The sequence below is a fragment of the Bradyrhizobium sp. Kon10 genome (assembly GCF_055807395.1).
The window spans coordinates 79592-91247 of the sequence record NZ_JBVVOZ010000014.1 but is presented as its reverse complement, the minus strand read 5'-3'; the positions used below and the strand labels follow the sequence as shown (position 1 = coordinate 91247).

Genomic DNA, 11656 nt, shown 5'->3' with positions numbered 1-11656 from the left:
AGACCTGCTTGTACAAGATTTGGCTGTATTTGATTGAATATGCGGGCAAAATACCAACAGCCCCTTACCGAGGACCGCTTTGCACCACCACCGCGGCAAAATCGCGGCTTAAACGGTGCGTCACGCGGATGCGGCCTTTTACCGGCCGGACAGACCCGATATGTATGGCGCTTGCTCTAAAATCTCGCCGCGTACGGAGGAAGTCCATGGCAGCCAAGACGAAATTCCGGGGGTCCTTCACTGCCTTGGTCACGCCGTTCAAGAACGGCTCGTTGGACGAGGCGGCATTCCGCTCGCTGGTCAATTGGCAGATTTCCGAGGGCACCAACGGCCTGGTCCCGGTCGGCACCACTGGCGAGAGCCCGACGCTCAGCCATGACGAGCACAAGAAGGTGGTCGAATGGTGCATCGGCGAGGCCAAGGGGCGCGTTCCCGTGATCGCCGGCGCCGGCTCCAACTCGACGACGGAAGCGGTCGAGCTTGCCCAGCATGCCGAGAAGGCAGGCGCCGACGCCGTGCTGGTGGTGACGCCCTACTACAACAAGCCGACGCAGGAAGGGATGTACCAGCACTTCAAGGCGATCAACGACGCGATCGGGATTCCGATCGTCATCTACAACATCCCGCCGCGCTCGGTGATCGACATGTCGGTCGACACCATGAAGCGGTTGTGGGAGCTGAAGAACATCGCGGGCGTCAAGGACGCCACCGCCAGCATGGTCCGCGTGTCGCAGCAGCGCGCGGCGATGGGCGAGGATTTCAACCAGCTCTCCGGCGAGGACGCGACCATCCTCGGCTACATGGCGCATGGCGGCCATGGCTGCATCTCGGTGACCTCGAACGTCGCGCCGCGGCTGTGCTCCGAGTTTCACATCGCCTGGCAGAAGGGCGATCATGCCACTGCGCTGAAGCTGCACGACAAGCTGATGCCGCTGCACAACAATTTGTTCATCGAGAGCAATCCGGCGCCGATCAAGTACGCGTTGTCGCTGCTCGGCAAGATGGACGAGACGCTGCGGCTGCCGATGGTCCCGGTCTCCGAGCCGACGCGAATTGCCGTGCGTAGCGCCATGGTGCACGCTGGCCTGATCAACTGACACGTTCGCTTTTCGGGGAGCTTTCATGGGCGCGGTCGACGAGAAGGGCAGGCGGATGCTCACGGAGTTCCGCGACTTCGCCATGAAGGGCAACGTCGTCGACCTCGCGGTCGGCGTCATCATCGGCGCGGCCTTCGGCGCCATCGTCAACTCGCTGGTCGGCGACGTGATCATGCCGATGATTGGCGCCGCCACCGGCGGTCTCGACTTCTCGAACTACTTCACCCCCTTGTCGGCGAAGGTCACCGCCACCAATTTAGCTGACGCCAAAAAGCAAGGCGCAGTGCTGGCTTGGGGCAGCTTCCTGACGCTCACGATCAACTTCATCATCGTTGCCTTCGTGCTGTTCCTGGTGATCCGCGCCATGAACACCTTGAAGCGCAAGGAGGAGGCGGCACCGGCCGCCCCGCCGAAGCCGTCGGCCGAGGTGGCGTTGCTGACCGAGATCCGTGATCTCCTCAAGAAGTCTTGACGCGCGCTCTTCATCCAAACTGTTAGCGTCCGACGCGCATCTCGATCGGGTTTCTCTGCCGGGTTTTTGAACGAAGATGGCCGATAAGAAAGAACGTCCGATCAAGGTCATGGCGGAAAACCGCAAGGCCCGCTTCAACTATGCCATCGAGGATACGGTCGAGGCCGGCATTGCGCTGACCGGCACCGAGGTCAAGTCGATCCGCAACGGCAAGAGCACGATCGCGGAATCCTACGCCGATTCAAAGGATGGCGAGATCTGGCTGATCAACGCCACCATTCCCGAATATCTCCAGGGCAATCGCTTCAATCACGAGCCCAAACGGCCGCGAAAACTGCTCCTGCATCGCAAGCAGATCAACAAGCTGATGGGTGCCGTCGACCGCGAGGGCATGACGCTGATCCCGCTCAAGCTTTACTTCAACGAACGCGGCCGGGCCAAACTGCAGCTCGCGGTGGCGAAGGGCAAAAAATTGCACGACAAGCGCGAGACCGAGAAGAAGCGGGACTGGAGCCGGGAGAAGGGCCGGCTGATGCGGGCGAGGGGATAGCGAGATGAATCAGAAAAACCTGCTCGAGGTCGACTGGAGCAAGATCCCGGCACCCGCCGATGACGGCGGCGCCGCGCATCTGAGAGGCCTGACGCTGCCCGCGATCAGCCTGCTCGCGACCGATGATACGTCAGTCACGCTGTCGGCGCTCTCCGGCCGCACCGTGGTGTTCGCCTATCCGCGCACCGGCGAGCCAGGCAAGATCTCGCTGGTCGACGACTGGGACATGATCCCGGGCGCGCGCGGTTGCACCCCGCAGACTTGCGCATTTCGCGATCTGTTTGCCGAGCTGAAAGTCGCGGGCGCTGCCCAGGTGTTCGGCCTCTCGACGCAGAGCAATGCCTACCAGACCGAGATGGCGTCGCGGCTGCATCTGCCGTTCCCGGTGCTCTCGGATGAGAAGCTGGTGCTGACACGCGCCCTCAATCTGCCGACCATGGAAGTCGCAGGTCTGACGCTGATCAAGCGTCTCGCGCTGATCATCGACGACGCTGAGATCGTGCAGGTGTTCTACCCGGTGTTCCCGCCCGACCGGAACGCCGGCGATGTTCTGGACTGGCTCAAGGCCAATCCTGCCAAGGCCTAAGTGCGAGGCTGATCCAGGCTAATCGAGGTCAGCCTTCACCTTCGCGAACACGCTTCGGAACATGTCCGGCGTCAGCACGCGGGTGTTCGTGTTGTAGCGCGAGCAGTGATAGCTGTCGTAGAGCTTGAACGCGCCGGCCTGATGCACCGCGCCATGGCCGAAGGGGGCTTGCGAGGCCTTCAGATTGAGCGGCTTGAGCACGCTGTCGTGCGCAATCCGCCCGAGCGCGACGATGGCGCGCAAATTCGGCATCGTCGCGAGATTGGCCACGAGAAACTGGCGGCAGGTGTTGATCTCCGCCGGCAGCGGCTTGTTCTGCGGCGGCACGCAGTGCACGGCGTTGGCGATCCGGCAGTCGACCAGCCGCAATCCGTCGTCAGGCCGCGCTTGGTAGCTGCCCTTGGCAAAGCCGTATTCGATCAACGTCGCGTAGAGCAGGTCGCCGGCATAGTCGCCGGTGAACGGCCGGCCCGTGCGGTTGGCGCCCTGCATCCCCGGCGCAAGGCCGACGATCAGCAGGCGCGCCTTGATGTCACCAAATGGCGCAACCGGCGCGTTGTGCCACAACGGCTCCCGCGCGCGGTTCGCCTCGCGAAACGCGACCAGGCGCGGGCAGAGCGGACAGTCGCGATCGGGTACGAGTGTGAGGGCCCGGCGGCTCAGCCGGGCCGTCTCATTCCTCGAAATCGTCATCGCCCCTCGGCGCCATGGTGGTCGCGCGCTGGAGGAACTGCGGGGCGTGGTGGCGTGCTTCGCGCTCGCCGCGATCGCGCGGGGCGGGGCGCTCGGACGGATCGCGGCCAAGCTTGGACTGCAGCTCGACCAGATCGGTGAAGACGTCGGCCTGGCGGCGCAACTCGTCGGCGATCATCGGCGGCTGGCTGGCGATCGTGGAGATCACCGTGACCCGCACGCCGCGGCGCTGCACGGCCTCGACCAAGGAGCGGAAGTCGCCGTCGCCCGAGAACAGGATCATCTGGTCGATGTGCTCGGCGAGCTCCATGGCGTCGACCGCAAGCTCGATGTCCATGTTGCCCTTGACCTTGCGGCGGCCGGAGGCGTCGATGAACTCCTTAGTCGCCTTGGTGACGACGGTGTAGCCGTTGTAGTCCAGCCAGTCGATCAGCGGACGGATCGAGGAGTATTCCTGATCCTCGATGATCGCGGTGTAGTAGAACGCCCGCAGCAATGTCCCGCGGCTCTGAAATTCCTTCAGCAGGCGCTTGTAATCGATGTCGAAGCCGAGAGTTTTCGCTGTCGCGTAAAGATTGGCCCCGTCGATAAAGAGCGCGATCTTGTCGGTGGAGGAAGGTGACATTCAGTTTGCTCGCGTAGAGTTCGTGATCAATCGTTTTTTGTTGGCGGCGCAAGCCGCGCAGCTCAAGGTCCTGCCGAAACCCGTCGAAACCGCAAATCCGGAGAAGTCGGGGCAATCAAGGTATAGTTATGGCGGACTTTCACACACCCGGCGCCACCATCAATGGCAGCCCGGGAAACCACCCATCCCAGCCCCAATGTGGGGTTAGCAGAGCCGTTTGGCGAGGCCAAATCACAAATTGGCCTTGCGAAACGGTCTTGGTCCCTATAACTACCCCCAATCATCCACATATTTTGTCCCACCCACAGCGGAGCGACAGTCCATGGCTCGCGTCACCGTAGAAGATTGTATCGACAAGGTCGACAACCGGTTTGACCTGGTCCTGCTGGCCGCCCACCGCGCCCGCATGATCTCGTCCGGTTCACAACTAACGGTTGACCGCGATAACGACAAGAACCCTGTTGTATCTTTGCGTGAAATTGCCGACGAGACCATCTCGCCGGAGGATCTCCGCGAGGAGCTGGTGCACTCGCTCCAGAAGTTCGTCGAGGTCGACGAGCCTGAGCCGGATACGGTGCCGCTGATCGGTTCCGCGGGTGCGAGCGTCGATGCGGATGATACCGAAGTTGCCGTGGAACGCATGACCGAAGAGGAGCTCCTGAAGGGTCTCGAAGGGCTCGCGCCGCCGGAAGAGCAGCCCGAGGAGGACGAGTAATCGTCCCATCGCGATCGTCGAATTGTTGTGATCTTATCAAAGGCCCGAACGCTCGTTCGGGCCTTTGCTTTTGTTGGCGTTTTCGTGGTTACCATAGCGTTGTCGGTTGGCGCCGCACCTGTCACTGAATTGATCGGACGCGGGCGCGATCGGAGCTAAGATGTATACAACGGGCTGTTTTATGGTCCGTTTGAAGGCAGGACGGCATGGTGTATCGACGCCGCGGACTAACGCAGATGCAGGCCGCAACCGAATCGGTTGCCGTGGCCCCGACTGCGCCGGTGGCGCGGCCGGCGAAGCCGCGCGCCCGCATGATGCGTCAATATGACCTCGTCGAGCGCGTCCGGTCCTACAATCCCAACACCAACGAAGACCTGCTGAACCGCGCCTATGTCTACGCCATGAAGGCGCACGGCTCGCAGACCCGCGCCTCCGGCGATCCATATTTCTCGCACCCGCTCGAGGTCGCGGCGATCCTGACCGACCTGAAGCTCGACGACGCGACCATCGTTGCTGCGTTGCTTCACGACACCATCGAGGACACCGAGGCGACGCGGGCCGAGATCGACCAGATCTTCGGACCGGAAATCGGCGCACTGGTCGAGGGTCTGACCAAGCTGAAGCGGCTGGAGCTGGTGTCGCGCGAGGCCAAGCAGGCCGAGAACCTGCGCAAATTGCTGCTGGCCATTGCCGACGACGTCCGCGTTCTCCTGGTGAAGCTCGCCGACCGCCTGCACAACATGCGCACGCTGGAATTCGTGCCGACGGAATCGCGAAGGCGCATTGCCGAGGAGACGCTCGACATTTATGCGCCGCTGGCTGGGCGCATGGGCATGCAGGAAATGCGCGAGGAGCTGGAGGACCTGTCCTTCCGCACCCTCGATCCCGAAGCCTATTCGGTGGTGATGCAGCGGCTCGACGCGCTCGCCGAGCGCAACCGCAATTTGATCGGCGAGATCGAGGCGCAGCTCTCCAACAATCTGCGCCACCGGGGCTTGGGGGCGCGGGTCTATGGCCGCCGCAAGAAGCCGTTTTCGATCTGGACCAAGATGGAGCGCAAGTCGGTCGGCTTCGAGCAACTGTCCGACATCTTCGGGTTCCGTGTCGTCGTGAACGACGTCGAGTCCTGCTATCGCGCGCTCGGCATCGTCCACACCACCTGGCCGGTCGTGCCGGGCCGTTTCAAGGACTACATCTCGACGCCGAAGCAGAACGACTACCGTTCGATCCACACCACCGTGATCGGTCCCGGCAACCAGCGGGCCGAGCTCCAGATCCGCACCGAGGCGATGGACCAGATCGCCGAGCGCGGCATCGCGGCGCATGTGTTCTACAAGGAAGGCGTGGGCTCGCCGACCGAATTCCTCAAGCGCGAATCCAATGCGTTTGCCTGGCTGCGCCACACCGTCGGCATTCTCACGGAGAGCACCAATCCCGAGGAATTCCTCGAGCACACCAAGCTCGAATTGTTCCACGACCAGGTGTTCTGCTTCACCCCGAAGGGCAAGCTGATCGCGCTGCCGCGCCACGCCAACGTGATCGACTTCGCCTATGCCGTGCATACGGACGTCGGCAACAGCGCGGTGGGCTGCAAGATCAATGGCAAGTTCGCGCCGTTGTCCTCGGAACTCCAGAACGGCGATGAAGTCGAGGTGCTGACCTCGGAAGCGCAATCGGCGCCGCCGTCGGCCTGGGAAACGCTCGCGGTCACCGGCAAGGCGCGCGCCGCGATCCGCCGCGCCACACGCACGGCCGTGCGCGATCAATATGCCGGCCTCGGCCGACGCATCGTGGAGCGCCTGTTCGAGCGCGCCAAGATCGAATATGCCGACGACAAGCTGAAGGGCGCGCTGCCGCGGCTTGCGCGCGCCTCGATCGACGACGTCATGGCCGCGGTCGGCCGCGGCGAGATCAAGGCCTCCCACGTCGCGCGCGCGATGTATCCCGACTACAAGGAGGAGCGCGTCGCGCGCTATGGCATCAAGAAGGGGCTCGCCAAGCTCAAGGAGAAGGTGACCTCCGGGCCGCCCCGCAGCACGGTCGCGATCCCGATCCGCGGCATCAATTCGGACCTGCCGGTAAAGTTCGCGCCGAACGGTGGCGCCGTGCCCGGCGACCGCATCGTCGGCATCGTGACGCCGGGCGAGGGGATCACGATCTATCCGATCCAGTCGCCGGCCCTGAAGGACTTCGAGGAGGAGCCGGAGCGCTGGCTCGACGTCCGCTGGGACATCGAGGACTCCGTGCCGCAGCGCTTCCCGGCCCGCATCAAGGTCGAGAACGTCAACGAGCCCGGGGCGCTGGCCCAGATCGCGACCGTGATCGCCGAGCATGACGGCAACATCGACAACATCAGCATGCAGCGCCGCTCGCCGGACTTCACAGAGACCACGATCGATCTCGAAGTCTACGATCTGAAACATTTGAGCGCGATCCTGGCCCAGTTGCGCGCCAAGGCGGTCGTCGCCCGCGTCGAACGTGTTAATGGATAGGCGTCTTTCGTATTCGCCTGTCCCACCGAATTTGTGAGCCTTGCAATGCCCGCTCTTCCGCTTCGCCTCGGCGTCAATGTCGATCATGTCGCGACCCTGCGTAACGCGCGCGGTGGCCGCAAACCCGATCCGGTGCGCGCGGCGCTGCTGGCGATCGAGGCCGGCGCCGACGGCATCACAGCGCATCTGCGCGAGGATCGCCGGCATATCCGCGACGACGACATGGCGCGGCTGAGGGCCGAGATCTCCAAGCCGCTCAATTTCGAGATGGCGGCGACCGACGACATGCTGCGCATCGCGCTCGCCACCAAGCCGCATGCGGTCTGTCTGGTGCCGGAGCGCCGCCAGGAGGTGACGACCGAAGGCGGGCTCGACGTGGTCGGTCAGCACAATGCGCTGGCGCCTTTCATTGCGCGGCTGAACGATGCCGGTATCCGGGTCTCGCTGTTCATTGCAGCCGACCCCGCACAGATCGAGATGGCGGCGCGGCTGCGCGCGCCCGTGATCGAGATCCACACCGGAGCCTGGTGCGACGCCGTGGTTGACGGTCATGCTGACAAGGCTGACGCCGAATGGCAGCGGATCGTGGCGGGCGCCAAGCTCGCGAAGGCGGCGGGGCTGGAGGTCCATGCCGGGCATGGGCTCGACTATGCGACGGCGGAGACGATCGCGGCGCTGCCGGACATCATGGAGCTCAACATCGGCTACTACATGATTGGCGAAGCCTTATTCGTCGGACTTGCCGAGACGGTGCGCAGCATGCGCCTGGCGATGGACCGCGGCCGGAGCCGGGCATGATCATCGGCATCGGTTCCGACCTGATCGACATCACCCGCGTCGCCAAGGTGATCGAGCGCCATGGCGAGCGCTTTCTCGATCGCATCTTCACTGCGGCCGAGCGGGCCAAGGCGGAGCGGCGGGCCAAGAACGAGAAGATGGTGGTGGCGACCTATGCCAAGCGCTTCGCCGCCAAGGAGGCCTGCTCCAAGGCGCTCGGGACCGGCATTCGTCGCGGCGTTTGGTGGCGCGACATGGGGGTGGTCAACCTGCCGGGAGGCCGGCCGACCATGCGGCTGACCGGGGGGGCCCTGGCCCGGCTCCAGGCCCTGACGCCGGAAGGTTTCGAGGCGCAGATCCATCTTTCGATCACCGACGACTGGCCACTGGCGCAGGCCTTCGTCATCATTTCCGCCGTCCCGTCGGCGAAGCCCTGACGGCGCGATGGTAATTTTATAATTCTTGTTGAGATTCAAGAAGTTATGCGTTTTTCATGCGATCCTCGATTGCGTGGCCAGCGACAACCGTCTAAAAGTCCGCGAACGCAAATCAGCCTGGGCGAATTCGGCTTTACGCCGGAATTGGCCCTCACTATCAGAATCAGGACAATCTCCGTGGCGCCGCGCAGCGATGGGCCGTTCGCGGCCGGGGAGGGCGCTCTGTGACCGCCGGTCGGAATTGAGAAAGCAATGAGCGTGACTTCGGGAACGAAAACTGAAAGCGGCGTCGGCGAAACGATCCGGGTCGTCATCCATGCTCTGCTGATCGCCCTGGTGATCCGCACCTTCCTGTTCCAGCCCTTCAACATTCCGTCCGGCTCGATGAAGGCGACATTGCTGGTCGGCGACTATCTCTTCGTCTCGAAATATTCCTACGGCTACAGCCACTACTCGATCCCGTTCTCGCCACCGCTGTTCTCGGGCCGGATCTGGGGTTCGGACCCGAACCGCGGCGACATCGTCGTGTTTCGACTGCCCAAGGACGATTCCACCGACTACATCAAGCGCGTGATCGGCCTTCCCGGCGACCACATCCAGATGAAGGACGGCCTGCTCTACATCAACGACACGCCGGTCGAGCGGCAGCGCATGAGCGAATTCGTCGGCGAGGATCCGTGCGGCTCCGAAGGCGGCGGCATCTCGCGTGTGAAGCGCTGGAAGGAGACGCTGCCCAACGGCGTGTCCTACGAGACGCTGGATTGCGCCGACAACGGCTACATGGACAACACCAACGTCTACACCGTGCCGCCGGGCCACTTTTTCATGATGGGCGACAACCGCGATAACTCGACCGACAGCCGCTTCCTCGGTCAGGTCGGCTACGTGCCGCAGGAGAACCTGATCGGCCGCGCCCAGATGATCTTCTTCTCGATCGGCGAAGGCGAGCATGCCTGGATGTTCTGGCGCTGGCCATGGGCCGTGCGCTGGAATCGTTTCTTCAAAATCGTGCGATGAAAGACGAAGCCAAGGACATCACGACCGAACCAATCGAGGCGCCAGCAGGCCCTGAGGGCGCAGCTGTGCCAAAAGTGGCCGCCAAGAAGAAGCGGACGCGGGGCGGCAAGGCGAAGGGGACGGATGCGAATGCGGCGCTCGAGGCGCGCATTGGTTACAGCTTCACCGATCCGAACCAGTTGATCCAGGCGATCACGCACGTCTCGGCGCTGAAGTCCGGACGCAAGCGTGGCGACAGCTATCAGCGGCTGGAATTTCTCGGCGATCACGTGCTCGGGCTCGTGGTTTCCGACATGCTCTATCATGCCTTCCCCAACGCCGATGAGGGCGAGCTGTCGAAGCGGCTTGCCGAACTCGTGCGCAAGGAGAGCTGCGCCGACGTCGCCAAGTCACTCGGTCTGCTCGACGACATCAAGCTCGGCTCGGTCGGCCCCAGCGCCGACGCCCGGCTGCGCAAGTCCATCCTCGGTGACATCTGCGAGGCCGTGATCGGCGCCATCTTCCTCGACGGCGGCCATGCGGCCGCGGACGAGTTCGTCAAGCGCAACTGGACCGAGCGCATGCACAAGCCGCGGCGGCCGCTGCGCGATCCCAAGACCGTGCTCCAGGAATGGGCGCAGGGAAAGGGACTGCCGACGCCGGTCTATCGCGAGGTCGAACGCACCGGTCCGCATCACGACCCGGAGTTCCGCGTCGCGGTGGACCTGCCGGGACTGGCGCCGGCCGAAGGCACCGGCGGCAGCAAGCGCGCGGCGGAGAAGGTGGCGGCCTCGGTCATGATCGAACGCGAAGGTGTTGGCGGCAGCAATGACGGTTGAAGCAAGCGGCGAGACGCCCGCCGCGACGCGCTGCGGCTTCGTGGCACTGATCGGCGCGCCCAATGTCGGCAAATCCACGCTGGTCAACGCGCTGGTCGGGGCGAAGGTCACGATTGTCTCGCGCAAGGTGCAGACCACGCGCGCGCTGATCCGCGGCATCGTCATCGAGAACAACGCGCAGATCATCCTGGTCGACACGCCCGGCATCTTCCTGCCCAAGCGGCGGCTCGACCGCGCCATGGTCTCCACCGCCTGGAGCGGGGCGCACGACGCCGATCTCGTTTGCGTGCTGCTCGACGCCAAATCCGGCATCGACGAGGAGGCCGAGGCGATCCTCGCCAAGGCTGCGAGCGTCAAGCACGACAAGATCCTGGTCATCAACAAGGTCGATTTGGTCCAGCGCGAGAAGCTGCTGGCGCTGGCGCAGGCCGCCAACGAGCGCATGGCCTTCACAAAGACCTTCATGATCGCGGCGATTTCGGGCGACGGCGTCGATGACATTCGCAGCACGCTCGCCGAGATGGTGCCGCCGGGCCCGTTCCTCTATCCCGAAGACCAGATGTCGGACGCGCCGATGCGGCATCTCGCGGCCGAGATCACCCGCGAAAAGATCTATCGCAAGCTGCACCAGGAATTGCCGTATCAGTCCACGGTCGAAACCGACAAGTGGGAGGAGCGCAAGGACAAGTCCGTGCGCATCGAGCAAACGATCTTCGTCGAGCGCGAAAGCCAGCGTAAGATCGTGCTCGGCAAGGGCGGCGCCACCATCAAGTCGATCGGCGCGGACTCGCGCATCGAGCTCGCCGAGATCCTCGGCGTGCCGGTGCATCTGTTCCTGTTCGTCAAGGTGCGCGAGAACTGGGGTGACGATCCCGATCGCTATCGCGAGATGGGCCTGGAATTTCCCAAAGAATAACCAAGAAAAGATCGGTATTTGATGAGTCTGCCCCGCAATGTCCAGCGCTTCGAAGCGTTGCTCTATGCATCGCTGATGCTGGATGCCCTGTCGGTCGCGGTGCAGGACCGCACGCCCACCGCCGACATGACCGAGCAAATGATCATGACCTCGACGCTGCTCGCCGGCGCGATGATTTCGCTGCTTGTCTATTTCGTCTGGCTCGCCGCGCATGGGCGCAAGAACTGGCCGCGCTGGGTGCTGGCGGCGGCGCTGGTGCTGTCGGTGATCTCGCTCGGCCAGATCATCGGCGAGAGAGGGCTCGAGCTCGACAGCGTCATCGAAATCGCCTCCTGCGTGCTGACGGTGTGCGGGCTGTATTTCTCCTTTAGCGGCGACGCGCAGGGCTGGTTCAACGCGTGAAGTCAAATGGGTGGGTACGCTTCCGCCTTCGCTCTTCGATCTACGGCGGACAAGTCGCT

The 11656-nt window shown here is 63.5% G+C and carries 14 protein-coding genes; 12 read left to right on the top strand and 2 right to left on the bottom strand.

Annotated features, from left to right (window positions below):
• Positions 1-206: 206 nt before the first annotated feature.
• The 4 genes from dapA to AC0L2O_RS20480 all read left to right on the top strand — a co-directional run bounded on the left by dapA (position 207) and on the right by AC0L2O_RS20480 (position 2705).
• Entirely contained in the window at positions 207-1097 is an 891-nt protein-coding gene (gene dapA / locus AC0L2O_RS20495) for a 4-hydroxy-tetrahydrodipicolinate synthase (protein WP_473370970.1), read from the top strand.
• 55 nt (positions 1098-1152) lie between these two features.
• The gene (gene mscL, locus AC0L2O_RS20490) at positions 1153-1569 is read left to right on the top strand and encodes a large conductance mechanosensitive channel protein MscL (RefSeq protein WP_409192861.1); all 417 of its coding nucleotides are present in this window, start codon (positions 1153-1155) and stop codon (positions 1567-1569) included.
• 76 nt (positions 1570-1645) lie between these two features.
• Complete coding sequence (smpB, locus tag AC0L2O_RS20485) at positions 1646-2119, top strand: SsrA-binding protein SmpB (protein ID WP_409188367.1); 474 nt, start codon at positions 1646-1648, stop codon at positions 2117-2119.
• A gap of 4 nt (positions 2120-2123) precedes the next feature.
• The gene (locus AC0L2O_RS20480; protein ID WP_473370969.1) at positions 2124-2705 is read left to right on the top strand and encodes a peroxiredoxin; all 582 of its coding nucleotides are present in this window, start codon (positions 2124-2126) and stop codon (positions 2703-2705) included.
• An 18-nt stretch (positions 2706-2723) separates the two neighbouring features.
• On the opposite strand, the gene AC0L2O_RS20475 is transcribed toward AC0L2O_RS20480, so the two are convergent.
• Complete coding sequence (locus AC0L2O_RS20475) at positions 2724-3398, bottom strand: uracil-DNA glycosylase (RefSeq protein WP_473370968.1); 675 nt, start codon at positions 3396-3398, stop codon at positions 2724-2726.
• Positions 3379-4023, bottom strand: a complete 645-nt coding sequence (locus AC0L2O_RS20470; RefSeq protein ID WP_473370967.1) for a LabA-like NYN domain-containing protein — start codon at positions 4021-4023, stop codon at positions 3379-3381. Before AC0L2O_RS20470 ends, AC0L2O_RS20475 begins: the two co-directional genes overlap by 20 nt.
• A gap of 322 nt (positions 4024-4345) precedes the next feature.
• On the opposite strand from AC0L2O_RS20470, the gene rpoZ reads away from it, so the two are divergent.
• From rpoZ to AC0L2O_RS20430, 8 genes are all read left to right on the top strand, one after another.
• Positions 4346-4738: a DNA-directed RNA polymerase subunit omega gene (gene rpoZ / locus AC0L2O_RS20465; protein WP_014494742.1), complete on the top strand. Its 393-nt coding sequence runs from the start codon at positions 4346-4348 to the stop codon at positions 4736-4738.
• Positions 4739-4944: 206 nt separating this feature from the next.
• Positions 4945-7230 carry a RelA/SpoT family protein gene (locus tag AC0L2O_RS20460; protein ID WP_473370966.1) on the top strand — a complete coding sequence of 762 codons (2286 nt, stop codon included), beginning with the start codon at positions 4945-4947 and terminating at the stop codon, positions 7228-7230.
• 45 nt (positions 7231-7275) lie between these two features.
• A complete protein-coding gene (locus AC0L2O_RS20455) occupies positions 7276-8028 on the top strand; it encodes a pyridoxine 5'-phosphate synthase (RefSeq protein WP_473370965.1) in 753 nt (250 codons plus the stop codon).
• Positions 8025-8444, top strand: a complete 420-nt coding sequence (acpS, locus tag AC0L2O_RS20450; protein ID WP_473370964.1) for a holo-ACP synthase — start codon at positions 8025-8027, stop codon at positions 8442-8444. Before AC0L2O_RS20455 ends, acpS begins: the two co-directional genes overlap by 4 nt.
• Before the next feature lie 252 nt (positions 8445-8696).
• A complete protein-coding gene (lepB, locus tag AC0L2O_RS20445) occupies positions 8697-9461 on the top strand; it encodes a signal peptidase I (protein ID WP_369723271.1) in 765 nt (254 codons plus the stop codon).
• Positions 9458-10279 carry a ribonuclease III gene (gene rnc / locus AC0L2O_RS20440; protein ID WP_473370963.1) on the top strand — a complete coding sequence of 274 codons (822 nt, stop codon included), beginning with the start codon at positions 9458-9460 and terminating at the stop codon, positions 10277-10279. Before lepB ends, rnc begins: the two co-directional genes overlap by 4 nt.
• Positions 10269-11195, top strand: coding sequence for a GTPase Era (era, locus tag AC0L2O_RS20435; protein WP_369723273.1), 927 nt, complete (start codon positions 10269-10271; stop codon positions 11193-11195). Before rnc ends, era begins: the two co-directional genes overlap by 11 nt.
• A 21-nt stretch (positions 11196-11216) precedes the next feature.
• Positions 11217-11597: a hypothetical protein gene (locus AC0L2O_RS20430; RefSeq protein ID WP_369723274.1), complete on the top strand. Its 381-nt coding sequence runs from the start codon at positions 11217-11219 to the stop codon at positions 11595-11597.
• The last annotated feature ends 59 nt before the right edge of the window (positions 11598-11656 follow it).

Excerpts from the sequence above, each read along its gene's own strand:
- dapA (WP_473370970.1), top strand. The coding sequence starts at position 207 with ATGGCAGCCAAGACGAAATTCCGGGGGTCCTTCACTGCCTTGGTCACG.
- mscL (WP_409192861.1), top strand. The coding sequence starts at position 1,153 with ATGCTCACGGAGTTCCGCGACTTCGCCATGAAGGGCAACGTCGTCGAC.
- smpB (WP_409188367.1), top strand. The coding sequence starts at position 1,646 with ATGGCCGATAAGAAAGAACGTCCGATCAAGGTCATGGCGGAAAACCGC.
- AC0L2O_RS20480 (WP_473370969.1), top strand. The coding sequence starts at position 2,124 with ATGAATCAGAAAAACCTGCTCGAGGTCGACTGGAGCAAGATCCCGGCA.
- AC0L2O_RS20475 (WP_473370968.1), bottom strand. The coding sequence starts at position 3,398 with ATGACGATTTCGAGGAATGAGACGGCCCGGCTGAGCCGCCGGGCCCTC.
- AC0L2O_RS20470 (WP_473370967.1), bottom strand. The coding sequence starts at position 4,023 with ATGTCACCTTCCTCCACCGACAAGATCGCGCTCTTTATCGACGGGGCC.
- rpoZ (WP_014494742.1), top strand. The coding sequence starts at position 4,346 with ATGGCTCGCGTCACCGTAGAAGATTGTATCGACAAGGTCGACAACCGG.
- AC0L2O_RS20460 (WP_473370966.1), top strand. The coding sequence starts at position 4,945 with ATGGTGTATCGACGCCGCGGACTAACGCAGATGCAGGCCGCAACCGAA.
- AC0L2O_RS20455 (WP_473370965.1), top strand. The coding sequence starts at position 7,276 with ATGCCCGCTCTTCCGCTTCGCCTCGGCGTCAATGTCGATCATGTCGCG.
- acpS (WP_473370964.1), top strand. The coding sequence starts at position 8,025 with ATGATCATCGGCATCGGTTCCGACCTGATCGACATCACCCGCGTCGCC.
- lepB (WP_369723271.1), top strand. The coding sequence starts at position 8,697 with ATGAGCGTGACTTCGGGAACGAAAACTGAAAGCGGCGTCGGCGAAACG.
- rnc (WP_473370963.1), top strand. The coding sequence starts at position 9,458 with ATGAAAGACGAAGCCAAGGACATCACGACCGAACCAATCGAGGCGCCA.
- era (WP_369723273.1), top strand. The coding sequence starts at position 10,269 with ATGACGGTTGAAGCAAGCGGCGAGACGCCCGCCGCGACGCGCTGCGGC.
- AC0L2O_RS20430 (WP_369723274.1), top strand. The coding sequence starts at position 11,217 with ATGAGTCTGCCCCGCAATGTCCAGCGCTTCGAAGCGTTGCTCTATGCA.